General features: G+C 54.0%; 11 protein-coding genes. All 11 read right to left on the bottom strand.

Going from position 1 to position 18,636, the window contains the following annotated elements; genetic code table 11:
• Positions 1–106: 106 nt before the first annotated feature.
• Positions 107–1,558 carry an extracellular solute-binding protein gene (locus tag PLA01S_RS14835; RefSeq protein WP_127592877.1) on the bottom strand — a complete coding sequence of 484 codons (1,452 nt, stop codon included), beginning with the start codon at positions 1,556–1,558 and terminating at the stop codon, positions 107–109.
• Positions 1,559–1,650: 92 nt separating this feature from the next.
• Positions 1,651–2,679 (bottom strand): alpha/beta hydrolase family protein, encoded by a 1,029-nt coding sequence (locus tag PLA01S_RS14830; RefSeq protein WP_127592876.1) that lies wholly within the window; start codon positions 2,677–2,679, stop codon positions 1,651–1,653.
• The gene (locus PLA01S_RS14825; protein ID WP_127592875.1) at positions 2,666–4,573 is read right to left on the bottom strand and encodes a hypothetical protein; all 1,908 of its coding nucleotides are present in this window, start codon (positions 4,571–4,573) and stop codon (positions 2,666–2,668) included. The genes PLA01S_RS14830 and PLA01S_RS14825 overlap by 14 nt, the downstream gene beginning before the upstream one ends.
• Positions 4,554–5,792: a DegT/DnrJ/EryC1/StrS family aminotransferase gene (locus PLA01S_RS14820; RefSeq protein ID WP_127592874.1), complete on the bottom strand. Its 1,239-nt coding sequence runs from the start codon at positions 5,790–5,792 to the stop codon at positions 4,554–4,556. Before PLA01S_RS14820 ends, PLA01S_RS14825 begins: the two co-directional genes overlap by 20 nt.
• Positions 5,793–5,815: 23 nt before the next feature.
• Complete coding sequence (locus PLA01S_RS14815; RefSeq protein WP_127592873.1) at positions 5,816–7,519, bottom strand: polysaccharide deacetylase family protein; 1,704 nt, start codon at positions 7,517–7,519, stop codon at positions 5,816–5,818.
• A gap of 125 nt (positions 7,520–7,644) precedes the next feature.
• On the bottom strand, positions 7,645–9,240 hold the full coding sequence (locus PLA01S_RS14810; protein ID WP_127592872.1) for an extracellular solute-binding protein: 1,596 nt from the start codon (positions 9,238–9,240) through the stop codon (positions 7,645–7,647).
• Positions 9,241–9,324: 84 nt separating this feature from the next.
• Positions 9,325–10,200: a carbohydrate ABC transporter permease gene (locus PLA01S_RS14805; RefSeq protein WP_127592871.1), complete on the bottom strand. Its 876-nt coding sequence runs from the start codon at positions 10,198–10,200 to the stop codon at positions 9,325–9,327.
• Positions 10,201–10,233: 33 nt separating this feature from the next.
• Entirely contained in the window at positions 10,234–11,196 is a 963-nt protein-coding gene (locus PLA01S_RS14800; protein ID WP_127592870.1) for an ABC transporter permease, read from the bottom strand.
• A complete protein-coding gene (locus PLA01S_RS14795) occupies positions 11,184–13,697 on the bottom strand; it encodes a heparinase II/III domain-containing protein (RefSeq protein ID WP_246059529.1) in 2,514 nt (837 codons plus the stop codon). The genes PLA01S_RS14800 and PLA01S_RS14795 overlap by 13 nt, the downstream gene beginning before the upstream one ends.
• A gap of 419 nt (positions 13,698–14,116) precedes the next feature.
• Positions 14,117–17,155: an Ig-like domain-containing protein gene (locus PLA01S_RS14790; protein ID WP_164817426.1), complete on the bottom strand. Its 3,039-nt coding sequence runs from the start codon at positions 17,153–17,155 to the stop codon at positions 14,117–14,119.
• Positions 17,156–17,382: 227 nt separating this feature from the next.
• A complete protein-coding gene (locus PLA01S_RS14785) occupies positions 17,383–18,279 on the bottom strand; it encodes an RCC1 domain-containing protein (RefSeq protein ID WP_127592867.1) in 897 nt (298 codons plus the stop codon).
• Positions 18,280–18,636: the final 357 nt, after the last annotated feature.

Genomic DNA, 18,636 nt, shown 5'->3' with positions numbered 1-18,636 from the left:
AACGGGTCGCTGACTCTTGCTGCCAACACAAAAACACCTTCAAGACCGTCTCCATATCTTACGACATAGCTACGTTCTCCTGAAGGTGCTCTTCTTTACCGATTCGTCACTTCTCCATCGCGGTACCGGCGCCCTTCAAGCCCAGCTGGGAGTTGAAGAGCTGCTCGATCCGGGTGCAGGTATCCGCCGGGGTTTCCATGCCAGCCCACAGCAGATTCAGCTCATCCAGCAGCGTCAATATTTCAGATTGGCTCATGTTGAGGATATGCAGCGGATAAGCATGCGGCAGCACCTCGAGATAACGGTTATAGTGCTGCGGATGAATGTCCGGATTCAGCAGGCTGTCATCTTCGGCCACTGACCGCAAAACCGGAATGGTGCATCCGTATTGTTTTAGCAGTTTCTGTGCTTCCTCGCCTGTCATAAAATCCACGAGTTTTTCGGCGATATTCCGATGACTGCTCGCAGCGTTGATCGACAGACCCCCACCTAGCAGTATAGTGGCGGGTTTGGTCCCTTTCGGCAAGGTCATCACATCCCAGTCGATGGAATGGTCGCGGAATTCATTCATGAAATAATAAGTGGACATGATCATCGCAACCCGTTCCTTCATAAACAGGCTTTCGGCTAGATGGCTGCTGCCATGGGAAAAGATCGGCGACACATGCTCCTTGTACATCAGCGATACGCAAAACTCCAGCGCTTCGATGTTCCGCTCGTCCGCCATCGAGCTCCGGCTGCGGTCTGCAGCCATGATGCTGCCATCATTTTGAAGCAGAAAGACCGGCCAGCGGTTGGGGGACGATGAGAAGCAGAAGCCGTAATGATCGGTCATTCCGTCTTCGTTCGGGGCCGATGTGCAGGCTTTGGCCGCCTCCAGCAGCTCCTTCCAGTCACCAAGACTGACAGGGTGAGGCAGGCCGTGCTGACGGAAGATCGAACGGTTATAGCAGATGACTACCGGAGAGAATACAAACGGCGCCGCGAGCATGCCGCCTTCATGATTGAACAGCTCGAAGACCCGCGGATAGCTGACCCCTTCCTCCATGAGACGGGGAGGAACATATCCTGTCAGCAGATTCGTGCGCCCGCTTTCGGTCCATTCCCGGAAATGCTGATCCGACATAATAAACAGATCAGGCCCTTGACCGTCCTCCATTGACCGGATGATGGTTTCGGTGTAGAAATCCTCGGAATACAGCACCATCTCCACCTGAACGAACGGATGCTTCCGCTCGAACGCCTCGATCATTTTTTCGATAATCGGAATTTCATAGGAGGAAGAGAACCAAGCGAGTCTCAGCACGACAGGCGTTCTGTCTTCATCCGGCAGCTTCACCCGGTTGCCCTTGCCCGCGATTTTCTCGATCAATCCTTCGTTCACCAGCTCATCCAGCGCCTTCCGGATCGATACCCGGCTCATTTCATATTTCTGACTAAGCGTATTTTCCGGCAAAATAAATTCACCCGGCTGAATAACACCGGCAACGATTTCATTCCTTAATTCTTGGACAAAGCGTTCATAACGCTCATGAAATTCATTTCTTCTACGCAACAATATATACCGCTCCTATACATGTCTATAACATTCAGTATATCATGAGGGACAACAGGATTCCATGCACTGTGGTTAAAGAACGCGTATATATTTTACTCCGCAAGCTGTTTTTCAAGAAAAGCATAGGCGCGCTGCCGGATATCCGGCGGAAAATCATGCCCCTCATGACCGATCCAGCACTCGAAAGCAGATGAAGCGCCCAGAAAATCATACAAACCATCCAGTTCCCCCAGTCCCGTGACAATCTCCCTCCAGTTCGGAAAAATCGGGTCTCGCGTTCCGCACCACATCAACATCGGCACCGGAGCCGCAAGCGCCGCGATTTCATGCCACTCAAACGGAAGGGAGCCGTTGCTCAGGCTGTCCGTAATGGATGGGATATGGGAAAACCATTCCCGAAAGCCCCAGCGGTTCGGCTCCGGATCGCCGCGGAACATCGTAAATCCGCAGCTCGAGACGACGGCCTTGATTCGTTTATCCATTCCGGCCAGAAACCAGCCGTTATAGCCGCCCAGCGAGTGGCCGATGACGCCGGTCCTGTGTGGATTTACCTGCGGCAGCGAGGTCAGCACGTCGACCCCTGCCATGGTATCGGAGAGCATTTTGCCGACTACGGTCCACGCAGGGTGCCGTTGATAGAACGGAGCCGTTTGAAACGGCGCTTCCCCTTCGTAGATTCGGTCGCCGAACGTAATGGAGTCCGGAGCCAGCACGGCAAAACCGCGCTGTACCAACTCTAGGCCGTACTGCCGGTTCGCCCGTCCGGAAGCCAGACATACATCGTCTTTTCCATACTCGGTTGTCGGGTGAAGGGCAAGTACAGCAGGAAATCCTCCTACAGCAGGCTTTCCTGAAGGGAGCAACAGATAAGCCGGGATCGAATCCCCGTCCGGTGATTGGTACATGATCGCCTGTCTTATGTGATCTTCTTCCTCATGCACAGAAAGTACCTGGATGCCCCCGCTGTCTGCGACGGCTCTCGGCTTATAATCAACCGTCTCCGGGGTCTCCCCCAGCAGCTGCAGCCATCGCGCTCTCAGCCTGGACTCCTTCTCCATCCAGGCCTCAAGGGTATGGATTCCCTCCAACAGCGGCACAATTTCCCCATTAAACTGAGTCATAAAAGTAATCACTCTCCTCTTCCATCCGATACCGCCACAGCTCAGCACCGGAACCGAAATACACGCCTCCGTTCAGGCAGGCGATTCCGCTGGTCGCTTCGACCGGAAGCACTTCCAGCAGTTCCGGCTGCATGCTCACCGTATTTACGGTGAATAAAGCCCCGCTCAGCAGACCCAGAAGGAATGGATGCCCCTTGCGTTCTATCATGAGCAGTCCCTGCCGGACAATACCGCCCCAGGAAGAAAGATCGCGGCAATGAATGATCTTTTGCAGTCCTGCATCATAAACAAAGAACACCGATTCCGAGGTCAAGCCATAGAGAAGTCCGTTTGCGCCGGAAATCAGCTGAGCGATTTCCCTGGCACCCGGAACCGGTACCCAGCGCCGAATCACTTGTCGGGCAGGCCAATTCAACTCATACATCACCGCTTCCTCGGCCGTGCTTATCCCGCCGCCGGGCGTCTCGATGCTGGTGCCGCCGAACACCCTGCCATCCGGCAGCACTGCAAGTGAAATCGTACTCTGCCCGCTGACCATTTCCCGGTTCTCCAGCATCTCCACCTGCCCGGCCTGCACATCCACGATGCCGATCCCGCCTCCTGCCGCACCATAACCGGGAAAGCCGCCGTACAACACATGGCGGCCGTCCGGATGAGCGGCTGCGCATCTCGGCCTGTGGACAGCAGCATTTTCATAGATCAGGCGGGGATTCCGATGGGGTCCTGGATCCGTACACCATTCTTTCGCCGTATCCAGCAAATGGATCATGCCCCCGGCATAAGCCGCACCCACGATGATGCTACCTTGAGCCGCATAAGCGGCAATATTGCCGCCGCCTCCCCTCTCCACGATATCGCCGCCCCAATCGGTCAGATGCCCGGCTGCGGTATCGTACGTGAACAAATGAAGCGGATGATTGGAAGTGCCGTATAGAACGCCGTCCGGACCACTGAACAGCGGGGAGAGTGGCGTTCCGCCTCCTTTGTAGGCAAGCGGAAGCCGGCTCAGGCTTCCGTCCGCTTCCATGATTTCGATCTGCCTGTCGGACAGCTGCCATTTCAGCAGCACTCGACCGCCGTCAAGGTCCAGGTGCAGCTTGTTGTAACCTGCCCCCTTATACAGGGACGGGCTGACCTCCTCCGCCGGCACCTGCTCTGCCCCCTGCTCACTCAGCAGGTACCATATGCCGTCTCCGTTCTCCCCGGATGGCAGCCAGCCGTAAACGGCGCCGTCGCAGCCTTGGTGAACGGCAGCGCTGCCTGTCGTACCCGGCGGTCCCTCCAGTACGATCTCAAGCTCTCCGGTCTCCTCATGAAAACAGGCGATGGCCGGCGACGACGTGCCCAGTCCTGCATAGACCTTCCCGCCGCTCCCGCAGGCAAGCGTCATGCCATACTTCCTCTCGGCATCCAGCCTACATAAGGTACGCGAGGAGTCTGACGAGGCATCGAGCTCAATCAGATAGCTTCCCGGGTAAGTTGTTGCGTAGACCCGAGCTTCTCCATTCACGGCAAATGCAAAGCCGGCTCCCTCTTCCCCTTCAGGTACCCGGTACTGACCAACAAATGCCGGTTTGAACGGATCTACAACGTAAAAATAGCGGCCAGCTCCCGTATAGAACCATCCCCGGGAATCACTGATCGACGCAAACGGATACTGGCCCTCACCTCCTGGAAAATAAAGCTGTGTGCTGTTTCCTGTTCCCGGATCCGTGATCAGCACATATCCCCGGGCGGCGATTATGATGCGTTCGGTCCCGTCCGCTCTCTGGCACACCGCTGCGGATCTGCTCTCGTCAATGTCAACGGGGACGCCGATCCGCTCAAAAACCCCCACCGTCGCCGTTACCTTGCCGTCGTTCCCTTCTTCCGTATTATTCATCGCTTTTCGCATAGTAGGCGCCCACCTTGGCAACCGCCTGAATGATATGCTCAATATCCTCGGGCGAGTAGAATTCGTTCATCGGAATCTGCACCGCCGTGTCTAAAATTGCCTCCGCGACAGGACAAAGGCCAGGCTCATAAGAGACGCTGCTACCGTCAAACGGAACATGGCTCCCTGGATAAGCCTGCCGGTTCTGGAACAGCGGCTGCATATAGCATACCTGCGGGATATAGCCGGCACGGTTGGGGATCCCCTCTGCCTCCAGCGCCCTGCAAAACTCTTCGCGGCTGCAGGTCAGCTTATCCAGGTCGAGGCGCAGCATATAGAACCAGTATGTACAGTCGTGCTCCGGGTCGACCCGCGGCGGAATGACGCCCTGGATTCCCTGCAATCCTTCATTGAGCCGGTCGCCGTATTGCTGACGCCGCCCGCAAATCCAGGGGAGCTTCTTGAGCTGGGCGATTCCGACGGCTCCCTGCAGCTCTGTCATCCGGTAATTCGGCGCAATATAGCTGATTCCCCGGTCAACCGTGGTGCCGAGACGGCGGTAGTTTTTGTCCGCAAAGGCGTGAACGGTTTCGTAATCCTCGGGCTTTCCCGAGTTGATCAGCACCATGCCCCCGTCCCCGGTGGAGATATGCTTGAAATCGTTCGTGCTGAAACACCCGTAATCGCCGATGGTACCGGCCAACCTGCCCTTGTACCGGGTCAGGTAGGCCTGTGCGCAATCCTCGATGACCTTGATGCCATGCTTTCTCGCGATCTCCATGATCGGGTCCATATCGCACGGATATCCCGCCAGATGGACAACGAGGATCGCTTTCGTTCTCGGAGTAATGCAGGCTTCGACCGAGGCCGGATTCAGATTGTAAGTGTGCGGCTCAAGATCGGCAAACACGGGAATCGCATTCTGGTACAGAATGCCGATCAGCGTTCCCTGGTCCGTAATTGGGCTTGTAATGACCTCATCCCCTACGGAGACGCCAGCCGCACCCAGCGCGACATGAATCGCCGCGGTGCCGGAGGATGTTGCTACACTGTATTCCCGGCCATACATCGCATTGAAATCGGCCAAAAACTGTTTAACCTTGGTGCCGAAATGATAAAACAGCGTGTTCTGCTCCAGCGCTTCGAGCAGTTGCGCGGCCTCCTCTTCCCCGAATCTTTTGCCTGTGCCAAAAGGACCGGTCTTGACCGGCGCCCCCCCATCAATCGCTAACGGTGCCACTGTCTGATTCCTCCTCATTGTCGTTATTCGGCTGCTGTTTTCATAATGCTCGCAGCTTCTGCACACGGCCGCCCAAAGCGAATGACCGCCTGCGAAGCTGATAGCTCCACCTCTGCATCCGACGGCTGGCGCACTACCGCTCCCTGCGGAAGATTCTCGGTGATGAGAGTACCGTCTGCGCCTACCCGGAGCACCGCTGCTCGTCTGGCCTGCTCCCAGCGGGTGATCTCCTCGCTCGTCCAGAACGCATAACCGAGCCGCTTCGCGGTTTCGACCGCTAGCGAAAACGCATGCCGGACGTTCCCTAGATGATGGATGTGCTGCTGGTGAAACAGAAAATGGGCGACGCCGCGAACTTCCGCCACCTTTTTGAGAAACGGGGCGATCACCGACGCATCCGAAAGCGTGGGATGCTCCAGGTCCTGGGTCAGAAAGCCGATCTGCAGCACCCGGTATAGCCGGTTGCGGTCATTCGAACGAGCGATCGGGTAATACGGATGGCTGGTACCGAACGGAAAGCCGACATTTCCTTTTTTGCTCGGTCCTCTTGTTTGATCCGCTTCGATGCCGTTCTGCTCGCACCATACATAGAGCTCTCCCCAGCCCTCAAAGCGGGTATAGTGGTTCTTGTTCGAAATGACCGGCGCGCCGCTGGTACTCCGGATTATGTTCAGTTGACGGGAAAATTCCTCGGCGCTCCATATCCCCTTCTCCTGCTCCAAAGCATTATAGTGAAATGCCAGCTCATGCCCGGCAGCCTGAATTTCTTTGTAGAGCGACGGGGAATAGCCCGGCTCGATCATGCACCAGGTCGAGCGAACGCCGTTTTCCTGAAGCACGCTCAGGGTCGTTCGGGCCGCCTCCTCCATGTTGAAGTCGCTGTCGTGTGATATCATGGCCACCTGATTGACGCCTTCCGGCCAATAGTCCATAAACGGAAGCGTCATTCCCAGCGCATCCGCTTCCTCCAACAGCTGACGGACCATCACCTCGCGCCACCAGTCTGCATACGGCGTATCAAAGTATGGCATTCCGGTCTCCGTCACCGAGCGGTCCTCATTCCAATCCAGCTCACACCGGTCATCGGCCTTCAAAATGCCTTCGTCCACCGCTCCGGTACCGTCCGGTGCGGGGATGCCGTCCTGGACGACCGGGCCGCCGCCCTGCTGCAGCAGAACGATATTCGCGGGGATGTCCACATTCCAGCGGATCAGCCGGCCTGCACCTAGCGGAAACTCCAGAACGGCTGCGGCTGCCTCGGTTCCCGCTATACGGAGTCGGCGCAGAACGCCATTCGCTTGAACCGGGATGACGGAGTTCTCTGACACCATCCACGGATCGCTGCTTACCGCCCTTAGAACCGGTATGCCTTGCGCATAACTTAACCCTGACAGGTCCCCATACACCGCATCCCGGATGGCAAAGCGGCTACAGCCCAGCCGGCCGGCCATGCGGTTCAATCCGCCGTAACTGATGAGCGTCGCTCCTCGGCGGGCCCACTGCTCCAGTCGGTTCAGATCCTCTTCCATCTCTCCTGGGTGCAGTACGACGATGATATCGGGTTCATATGACTCAAGGGATTCAGCATTGTCAAACCTTGCAAAAGGAATGCCCGCATGACCAAGCACCTCCTCCACATAAAGCTGAAACAGGTCCTGACCGTGTCCCCAGAAGTATTCCGCCGACTGCCTGTTAAACCACAGACCGATTTTCGCTGTCTTTTTCATGATACATGTCTCCCTCCTCCACAGCTCGCATTCCCATAGGCTCTAGATATGCCAATGCAGAACAGGGGCAAAAAGATTTGCCCCGCTGTCCTACAGATCATGTACAAAGCGTCATTTCAAAAGTCTCACTTAAACAGGGCCTTCGGATCCTTCTCTTTGATATTCGCGTTGTATTCCTGGATGATCTGGGCACCGCCTTTGTCCAGATACTCCTGAACCAGTTTATCCCAATCGGAAACCGGACGGGTGCCTGCAATCATTTTTACCTGTTCATCCATGACATACTTTCTCATATCGGCGCCTTTCGAGTTGTCGGTCGGCGACTCCAGTCCATTGATCGGGTTAGCATAAAGCTTGATTTCCCTATACATTGATTCGATCTCCTCCACGAGATCGACCAGCTGCTTGGTCTGATACGTAATGGAGTAATCATTATCGAAATCCTGGGGCGCCCACGAAGTGTTATCAACAAAATAAGTGGAAGGCGCAAGTCCGTCGGATGCGAAATTCTCCTTGTTGACCTGCACGCCGTCCTTCATGTCATAACCCACACCGACTTTGCCCGACCACCAATCAAAATCGGCGTTTTTATCATTCCGCTGATCCTGCGGATAGAACTGGCGGCCGAAATCAATCATTTCGAAAATCTTCTTCAGCTTTTCCGGCTCATCGGCAAGTTTGGCGCTCAGCACGGTAATTCCGTTGTAGCCCGCCCCGGACGTAAGCCCTTTGTTGCCGTATTTGTCTTCGAAAGGGCCAAGACTGATAAACTGGGCATCCGGATGAATACTGAGCAGGCCGTTCATGTAATCCTGCGACATGCCGCGCGGCGTTCCAATAAAGATGCCTGCTTTGCCGGAATAGAACTCCTTGTTGGTGTCTCCCCAGTTCAGGATGGCGTAGTCCTTCGTCATCGCTCCCTGCTTGTAGAGCTCAGACAGCATCGTAATGAACTCCAGGCGGCCTTCACCGATAATGCCCGGGATGTAGTTGCCCTGCGCATCCTGGTGGTACCAGGCATCCGGGTCCCAATACGGTCCCTGGTTGAAGTTCGGGTTAATGTCCTGGCCGATGGCGATCCCGTAGGTGTCCTTCTTGCTGTTGCCGTCCGGATCTCCGTTCGTGAATGCCAGCGCCACTTCTTTCAGTTCCTCATAGTTCGTTGGTGTTTTCAGGTTCAACTTGTCGAGCCAGTCCTTACGGATGACCGTCACCACCTGATACTTCGGAGAATACTGCGGGATGGCGTAAATCTTGCCGTTCACCCGCATGGCATCCCAGATGAAATCAGGCACCACTTTAAGCGACGGATACTCCTTGATATAAGGCTCGATGTCCAGGAAAGCCCCTTGCTTCGCAAATTTATTGTAGCGGTTCTTGATGTCAGCCGACATAAGTCCGATCACATCGGGAATTTTACCTGAGGCGAACACAGCGTTGATCTTCTCATCAAAGGCGGTATTCGGCACAAAAACAGGCTTGTAGTCGACTTTAAATTTCTCGTTGATCATGTCAAGTCCCGGACTTGAAGTCGGTGGCGGATCACCGTAGCGAAAATCAATCGTTGAGATCTCATACGTCTGCTCTGTCTGTGCCGGTTTCTCCTCCCCCCGAGTGGTCGTTCCAGGTTTCTCCTCCGCTTTCGGCTGGCCGCCGCATGCAGCCAGGCTGACGGAGAGCAAGGCTGCCATCACTGCGGTAAGTCTGCGCTTCTTTAACATGTACTTTCCCCCATTCTTATCAATGTTGGAGTGTGACCTCCATTTATGATTCATTCGGACAGCTTATCCGGCCGTTCGAAGTCATCAACCCTTGACGGCGCCCAGCATGACGCCCTTGGCAAAGTGCTTTTGCAGGAACGGATACACGATCAGGATCGGCAGGGTCGCCATCAGAATGGCGGCCATCTGAATCGTTTCGGGAGGCGGCGGATTGTCGAGGAACATGTTATCTCCCCCGAGCGTGCCTGTCGTTTCCCCCACCACCACAATCTGTCTCAGCACGACCTGGATCGTCCATTTGGCCGGATCATTGATGTACAGAATCGGCGCAAAATAGTTGTTCCAGTGCGTGACCGCATAAAATAGGCTGAAAGCCGCCAGCGCAGGCTTCGAGAGCGGCAGGATGATGCGTCCGAAAATTTGCAGGTCATTCGTGCCGTCCACGATACCCGCCTCGATCATATCGCTTGGTATGTTCATGAAAAATTGGCGGATGACAATCAGGTTGAAGGGCGCGATGGCCACCGGCAAAATAAGCGACCAGATGGAATCAAGTAGCCCCGTTTCCTGAACGACCAGATAGGTAGGAATCATACCGGCCGAGAACAAGAGCGCAAATACGACCATAAACATGACGGTACGCTGGCCGACGATCGGTCTTGACAAGGCGTATGCCATCGTCGCCGTAAAAAACAGATTGACGATGGTACCGAGCACGGTAACCAGCGACGTGTTCAGCAGCGCCTGTCGGAACGTCCTGGAGGCCCAGATATATTCATAGGCGTCGGTCGTCCATTTGGACGGCCAGAGCAGCAGTTTGCTGCCCAGAAAATCCTCGAACGAGGAAAATGAAACCGAGAACAAATATACAAACGGAAACAGCATGACTGCGGATATGACAAGCAGCAGACTGATATTCACGCCGCTGAACAAGCGGTCCGCGATGGATTTTTGCTTCATATGTCGTTCTCCTCCCAGAAAGAATCGAAGCCCCTAATATACGCCCTGCTCGCCGAACCGCTTCGACAGCTTGTTGGCGGCCATAACCAGCACAAGACCGACCAGACCCTTGAATACGCCGACCGCGGTGGAGAAGCTGTAGTCCGACTGCTGGATCCCCTTGTAATACACAAAGGTGTCGAGCGTATTGCCGATGTGCATGTTAAAGGCGTTCAGCTGAAGGAACACCTGCTCGAAGCCGACCTCCAGCACGTCGCCCAGACGTATGATCAGCATGATTATGATCGTGCTGCGGATGGCGGGCAGCGTAACATGCCAGATTTGGCGGAAGCGCCCTGCGCCGTCCATGACGGCCGCCTCGTAAAGAGCCGGGTTGACGCCTGCCAGCGCCGCCAGGAAAATAATCGTTCCCCAGCCGGCTTCCTTCCAGATGACCTCCAAAACCAGAAAAGCTCGGAAATAATCGGGCTCGGTGAGAAATGGGATCGTCTGCTGCAAGCCGAACAATTCTCGCAGCACGTCGTTAATCAAGCCCTCGTTGCGGAAAAAGATCGTCACGATGCCGACCACCACGACCCAAGACAGAAAATGCGGCATGTAAACGATGGACTGCAGCCCTCTTTTCAAGAGCGGATTTGCTACCTCGTTCAGCATGATGGCCAGAATGATCGGCGCCGGAAACGCGAACGCGATTTGCAAAAAGGAAATGGTCAGCGTATTCCAGATAACCTGGATAACCTCCGTGCTTTCGAAAATCCGGGCAAAATTCGCAAAACCGACCCAAGGACTCTCCGCGAACCCCCGGAACGGGCTGTATTCTTTAAAGGCAAGCGATATGCCCAGCATGGGGAGATACCGGTACACGATAAAGTAAAGCAGGCCCGGCAGCAGCAGCAGGTATAGATAACGGTCCCTCCACATTCGGCTCCGGATTCGCTTCCAAGCGCTCTTTTTGGCGGGAGCGGATGGATTGACCTCCGAAATCACGTTTTCCACACAGCTTCTCTCCCTTCCGCCTGACCACCTCTGCCGATATTCATAAGATTCCATTCATAATAGCCAGGTGGTGCGGTTTGTTCGACTTCCACGCCAGCAGTTATCTGCTTTAGCTTGAAGGAGACCTCTACATGATGGTGGTTATGCACAATGCAGGTTGAACGGCGGGCATCGCTGTATAGGCTCAGAGGCAGCTCCGCCTCAAAAGCGATGTCTCCGCCGGACAACCGTTCAGCCTTCCACAAATTAAGCATGCCGTTACCGGATATGCGGGCGGCTTCTCCCAGAAAAGTCATGCCCCGGTAGCGGGCTTCCACAGCGTCAGCGCAGAACAGCCAGATATCCTCCGCCTCGCCCGGCCTTCCCACCGTTAAACCGGAAGTCAGGCTTCCGGTATCCTGCTCCTCCTGACGGATGGCCAACCTCTCGCCGTAATGGACCCGCGGATTGATCAGCGTGATGAACCGTCGTCTTTTGCCTCTCGTGCCACCGACAGCTACATAAGAACCGTAGGTTTCAGCCCCGGGGTACTCGCGGAGGGTGAGCACCTTCTCCTTAGGAAAAGGAAACATGAGCTGCAATGCGGCGCTTTCCCCTTGGAATACAACGGATTCACTTCCCAGATTCTCGCCCGGAGCCTTGGGCTCTTCTCCATCCAGAACCGCCGAAGTCGTATGAAACAGCAGCTCGGCCTCATCCGATTCCTGATGAAGCTCCACGTCATCCACGATGAAGTAATATGACGAATCGATATGTAGGACAGATCGCCGGTAGCGTTTCAGCAGCCCGCCATAGCTTTCGGCAGCGTCCCCGACAACCGCCTCAAATGACGGGAGTAACAACTCCTCCCGGAGACCCCCGCCACCCAGGTGGATCTGCCCCTGACCATTGACGAGCAGCGAATTGTGGCCGACCGTGCCGGTCGTGTAATCCGCCTTTGGACCGGGTACATAATCCTGGTAGCCGGGATTGATCAACAGCCACTCTCCGCCGACATTGATCACCAGATTGTTCTGGTCCTTGTGATTATGGTCCTTCGCCGAGCTGCTTGAAGTAAAGCACAGCAGATGATCCTCATCACCCCATCCCGACCGCAGGACGGCCCAGCCTACACTCCGGAATACCGCGGAAGCACGATTGCCGTACAACTCTGATGGGCTTGCAGGTGAGATCTCTTTCCGTAAATAAAGAAGCGATGCATGATGCGTTGCAGCATGCTTGTGCAGGTACCACACCGCTGCCGGATGGCCGTAATGGGTAGCTGTCATGGCCATGAGGTAAGCGATATCCAGCTTGGAAAACGAATCCGACAGATTCGGGAACGAGCTTTCTTCTCCCGGCGCCAGCAGCCGGAAAAAACGTTCAGGAAGCTCTTCCCGCAAATACGGATGCTGAACCAGGCCGTCATCGCCGCTGATTCTCCGATAAAGATCCGCCGCCATCCAGGCATGGCGCGCAGCCACATTGTCGTACAGCAGCCCCTCTGTTTCTCCGGACACCTTTTTTCGGTCCAGATAGCTTTGAAGATAACTAAGTCCTGCTTGCAAATATTTGGCGGCAAACGGGTTCTCATCCATGATGGCCGCTGCACCGTACACCATTGCCACCTGCTTGGCTGCCACGATGTTGTGCATATCACGTCTTCCGATATCGATGGCCAGCGGATGCAGCCCTTTTTCCAAAATGGCTTCGCGAATGGATCGCCGCTCTTCTTCCGTCAGCAAGCTGTGTATGGCATCATAAGCGCACGAAGCGCCTAGCAGCAGATGGGCGTTGCTCAGATTTCCTTCCGCGCCCCGCTCATCAAACTCGTACCATTTGCCGAAGGCGACCAGGGACAACAGATGCTGCTTCACTCGAACCGCATACTTTTCCTCTTCCGTCACCAGGAAGGCCGTGGACATGACGACCAGCCGCTCCTCTATCGCTCTGGCATACATCGTCCAGAACGGGAAGAAGGTATGGCCTTGCGGTTCTGGTACCCGCTTTGGCTCCGTTAGGGGCAGCACTATCTTCCACCGATCCGATATGGAGGGATACAGCACCTCGAAGTTATCTTCCTCCACATAGGCGTCCGCTTTTGCCAAGTATCCGGCCCATAGCCCGGACGCATCGATTACCCTCGCGGAACTGCCGTCATCCCTCTTAATCCGTTCCCGAAATTCAGCGAGTTCCTCTTCCGAGAACAAAATCCTCGGACGGTCCTTCAGCTTCAATTTCGTGGGTTGACCAGCCTGCCTTACAAGAATCCTCCATTTAAACACTGAAAATCTATCGTCCAACAGGTCTAAGGCAATTTCGGTCTCGCCCGGCTTTAACCCAGTGATCAAGCTGCCGTTCACCCCAACGATCTCCGGGTCACAGCAAGTAATGCTAAAGGTCGTATCCGATTGCGGCTCCATTCTTCCGCAGGGGTACACAAGCATGAAGTTAAGCCGATGTTCCTCCCCGATCTCCAGCATCGAGGGCTTAATAAATTCCATCCGCAGCAACAATCGCAAGCTCCTCCTTTAATAAGTGAGTTTCTTTCTTTTCAATGAATCAAGAAAACGCTGTCATAAGTTTTTGCAACAAAGCGCAAATCGAAGCTATCCGTCGTTCCGTAACTTCTGGTTGCCATGCTTCAAATGAATTATCTCGTTAATATACATGTATATTACTTGTATGTATAATGATCTGTCAATTCAAAATTTTGTCTTATTCATCCAACTGCAACGTGATCAACAGGAAGCATATCCCCTTCATACGGCCTGTTACAAGGAAACTTGCCCGTTCCAAAGCGTTAGGCTGTAACCCTATTTATTTCCGACTTAAATCCTTGTTGTTAATCTCGGATCCGTTACTTGCGGCGTCCGATAAGGTGAATCCCAATGTAAAGCAGCACCAAACATTCCATTTGGTGCCGCCTTTTTTTGGCTTGCTATTTAACCGTAACTACACATTCCGCCGTCTTGCTGCCATCCAGTGTCGTGACGTTAATAACCGCCGTGCCCGGCTGCAGTCCTTTGACGACTCCGGCAGCGCTGACGGAAGCAACCGCGCTGTTGCTGGAGGTCCAGGACACATTCTTTACCGTTGCAAAAGATGGCTGAACCTCCGCTTTTATTTCGGCCGTTTGATCGACGGACAGCTCGAGGGTGCTGACGCTTAGACGCACCTCAGTAACCTCAGCTTTGTTATCCTCGATCACATGGCGCCAGAGCTCGTTACCGGTCACAAAGTACAGGTTGCCCATGTTATCCCGTGATAACCAGGCGGCCTGATTCCTCATGATCGTCATTTTTTTGTCCTCAGGATGGATGGAGAACAGCTTGCCACTCATTGTTCCGTAGACGAGGCCGTCTTTCCCGATAACGAGACTCGCATCTCTCCACTGTCCGCCCGCTTCCGGAAACTTCTCGTCATGATACACCACCTCTCCGGACGAAGGGTCATAAATAAATAGCGTGCCCATGGCAAAACCCCAGATATTCCCGTCCGGACCTTCAATCAGTGAAGTGATAGCTCCTTTCCCGGGGACAGGAACCAGTTCCCTTTCCTTGACTCCCTTCGCAATGTCCCACACCAATAACTTCGCTTCACTTTCAGTCGGCGTGCTGCCGAGACCTCCACGGATTGAACTGCCTGCATAAATCTTTCCATTCTTGTAGGCCAAGGACACGATGCTCTGATTCGGCACGATCTGCGTATGAACCGACAAATCATGGGTTGCCGGGTCATAGACGCTGAAGGCTCCACCAAGCTTACCGTAGTCCGGAACCGTGCCAATGAACAGCTTGTTTTCCGCTCCCTGCATAGCAAATGGACGATCCTGCAGATGATCGGTTTTCAAATCAAACAGCTTGTTCACCGTTCGGTTGGTACCGGAGCTTCTCCAGGGCTTCGTTGTGTCATATTCAAAAATATTGGCGCCCGGATAGGTGCCAAAGTACATTTTGTCTCCGATGGAGGTCATCCCTTCGGTTTGCCCGATTGAGTTATTGGTGGAGAGCCCGGTGCTCGGATCATAGATGCCCATGCCGCCGGGAAGAAAACCACCGGCATAAATTTTCCCGTCCGGTCCCTGTCCGGTAATATGCAGATCGATAGGCTGCTTAGGAAGCGGCATGATGACCTGCTTCAGCGTTCCCTGCTCCAAATTGTATTTGATCACTTTTGCCGAAGCATTTCCGCTAACGCCGATCAGCGTCGGACCGGGATAATCGGGGTCATCAATCAAGGCTGATCCCCAACCTATTACGTTGGAGACAAAGTTGATCTTTTCACTGCCTGTGTATATTTCCTTCACTTCGTTGGTCGACAGATCATAGCTTTTTAGAATGCCGCCGTAAGTAAAATACACCTTACCATCGTGCGGTTCGGACACCCCCCTGGAGTGAATCAGCTCATCATCTTTAATCACTGCGCCGGTTCCTTTATCCAGCACGATCATTTTGTAGCCGGGATCCATCTTTAGAAACAGCTTGTCGCCTACGATGTTCAGATCATAAGTGCTCGTCAGATTATACTGCGCCGGCATGATGTTGGTCTTCTGATCGGTATTCAAATCATGGCGAATAAGATAGTTTTTCGTTCCACCGCCTCCGACATACAGGACGTTCTCCTCCTTGTCGTAAGCCACACTCCGCGGATAAATCTGACCCGGTACAGGGTTGCCGAAATTCGTAAAGCCTTTTACCGGGTCATATTCGAACACGGAGCCTGACGGGTAAACACCACCGTAGATTTTGCCATCCAATCCCGGAGTCAGCTCGAAGAATTGAGTGGTTTGACTGGACGTGCCCTCGGCTGGGTCACCGAGATTGACAATCGTATCGGTCGACGGATCATACCGGTAGAGTGAAGCGGTGCCGTAGGAACCGAGATAAACCCTGCCGTCCGTTGCTACCGCCATCCCCCAAGCCCCGGTTGACCCCGGAAGATCGATCGCCTTTAACGTCTCCTCGGTCTGAATATCGACGACAACGAGCTGGGCCGGATCGCCGACCTGAACCATATAAGCGACATCGCGTCCGTTTTCATTGCCGAACACTGCCCGCATGACATAGTTGTTATACACCTGGATGCCCAGATTTTGATAGGCGGGAACGACTTCCACGGATTCCTCGTCTTCTGCCAGCACGTCGCCGCTTTCGCCGTCGATCAGCCGATAGCTGAAGGTGTACTTACCGATTTCCGAAAATTTAATCCGCCAGTCCTTGGTGGAATGGTCGTCTGCCGGCAGCTCAAAACCCGGCTTTCCGTAATCCCCGCTGTTCAGTATCGAGTGATGTCGTCCCTCTTCGTCCTGAACCGTGAACATAATATCACCGTCTCCCTGGGTTTTGGACACCTGTAGATAAGCGGATTTGTTTCCTCCGTTCTCGTGAGCTTTCGTGGAAATCGTGACGGGCAGCGTCAGGTATTCCCCCGCACCGACCTGATCCAGATCCGTGATCTCGATCTGATACGGCGATCGGCCCGTGGTCACATTCACCTTCTTTACCGCGGCAGCAACCACCGTTCCATCCCGACTGACTACTTTATAGGTCACCGTATATTCTCCCGGCTGATCGAACTCTGCGCTCCAATTCGAGGTATTAGAATATTGGGGAGTCAGGCGGAAGCCCTCTTTTTGCAATTCCGACCGGTCAATGAAGGATACCTCTCCGGCTCCGGGAACCTTGGGAGAGCTGTAATCCGCGTGGCCCGGCCCGCTCGTATTCACTTCAAAATAAACATTGCCATAGGTTGCAGGAGCGGGCTCATAGGTAGCAAGCGTAACTGTGTAATCGATCATGTCGCCTGCGGCCGCCGTGTCCGGAAGCGTAAGCTCTAGACGGTACGACGAGTGTGCAGGCTTAGACTCAGGGCTTCCCTCGGCATAGGCGACCTCCGGCATAAACAGCTGGGGAAAAATCAGTGCAAATGCAAGGGTCCAGGTCCAACCTTTGGAGCGGAATAATAATCGAGACTTCATTTCTTGTTCTGTTTTATCCTGGTATGTAATTGTATCCCTACCTTTACTATACATGTATTTAACATGTATTTTATGTTCATAAGTTACCATGTATAAAGGGGCAGGTCAACGCCTGATTATTCGCTTCTCTACTCCCCAGTCGAAGTCGATCCCCAGTATCTCCGGCGCTAAGAACTTATATATTGAACACAAAAAAAGCCGCATCTCATGCGACTTTTATAAAATAATTACCTGCCGGGCAGCTGGATGCCGTACCAGCCGCTTACATCGCATTGGCCATATTCATTATCACCCACAGCAACGACCGTGCCGTCCGACTTAAGGCCGAGCGTATGAGCGCAGCCCGCCGTTACCGCGACGATGTCGCGCCAGCCGCTTACGTTGCATTGGCCATGCTCATTCCAACCCACAGCCATGACCGTACCGTCCGACTTAAGGCCGATGGTATGATAACTACCCGCCGCGATCGCCACGATACCGCTCCAACCGCTTACTTCGCACTGGTCGTGCTTATTCAAACCCGCAGCCAACACCGTGCCGTTCGATTGAAGTCCGACGGTATGAAGGTAGCCCGCCGCTGCCGCCACGATGTCGCGCCATCCGCTTACATTGCATTGACCATACCGATTATTCCCCACGATAGTTACCGTGCCGTCCGTTTTAAGACCGACGGTATGCCAGTCACCTGCCGCGACCGCCACCATATCACGCCAGCCGCTTACATTACATTGACCTTCATTATTTCGTCCCACAGCCACCACTGTGCCGTCCGATTTAAGCCCGACGGTGCGACGCCAACCCGCCGCGACCGCAACAATATCAGACCACCCGCTAACATCGCATTGATCATGCTTATTCCAACCCACAGCCGCCACCGTTCCGTCCGATCTAAGACCGATGGTATGAGCATTACCCGTGTTCGTTGCCATATGAACATTACCGGCCGCGACCGCTACCATATCGTGCCAGTCACTTACGTCGCATTGGCCGTATTGATTATCTCCTGCAGCCGTGACCGTTCCGTCCGATTGAAGGGCCACGGAATGACGTCGCCCCGCCGCTATGGTAGGTTTGGGCCACCGCTTTTCCTCTATCACTGCTTCTGTCAGTGAAGTGTAATCCATGCTTTACCTCCCTCGATTTTTTAGAACCAACTTCGATCATATAACATTCAGGCAAGAATTCGCTTGATATACCAGAAATCCTTGCGGGGAGGGGCATTGTCTCTTAGAAAAGGGATATAGAGTATTTATTAAAAAAGATTATTGTGCTGAGCAGTTTAAGGAAAACCGTCTTTTTCATTGAAAGCCTGAAACCCCTTAAATCATAAATAAAAATCCCATCATTAAGAGCTTGATGGGACTTTAATTTTGAAAAATCACTGTCACATCCTGGCACAGATCTCATCACCACAGATTAGAATGTGACTGAAGGGTACTTCTGCAATCCGCCCGAATTCTGATGGTGTAATCCCATCGCGA

The organism is Paenibacillus lautus NBRC 15380, from assembly GCF_004000945.1.
GTDB classification, from domain to species: Bacteria; Bacillota; Bacilli; order Paenibacillales; family Paenibacillaceae; genus Paenibacillus_AQ; species Paenibacillus_AQ lautus.
This window is presented reverse-complemented; position numbering and strand designations above follow the sequence as displayed.

What these genes read in the sequence shown, in the direction of transcription:
- PLA01S_RS14805 (WP_127592871.1), bottom strand. Translation starts at nt 10,200, where the DNA reads ATGAAGCAAAAATCCATCGCGGACCGCTTGTTCAGCGGCGTGAATATC.
- PLA01S_RS14790 (WP_164817426.1), bottom strand. Translation starts at nt 17,155, where the DNA reads ATGAAGTCTCGATTATTATTCCGCTCCAAAGGTTGGACCTGGACCCTT.
- PLA01S_RS14785 (WP_127592867.1), bottom strand. Translation starts at nt 18,279, where the DNA reads ATGGATTACACTTCACTGACAGAAGCAGTGATAGAGGAAAAGCGGTGG.
- PLA01S_RS14830 (WP_127592876.1), bottom strand. Translation starts at nt 2,679, where the DNA reads ATGACTCAGTTTAATGGGGAAATTGTGCCGCTGTTGGAGGGAATCCAT.
- PLA01S_RS14810 (WP_127592872.1), bottom strand. Translation starts at nt 9,240, where the DNA reads ATGTTAAAGAAGCGCAGACTTACCGCAGTGATGGCAGCCTTGCTCTCC.
- PLA01S_RS14815 (WP_127592873.1), bottom strand. Translation starts at nt 7,519, where the DNA reads ATGAAAAAGACAGCGAAAATCGGTCTGTGGTTTAACAGGCAGTCGGCG.
- PLA01S_RS14825 (WP_127592875.1), bottom strand. Translation starts at nt 4,573, where the DNA reads ATGCGAAAAGCGATGAATAATACGGAAGAAGGGAACGACGGCAAGGTA.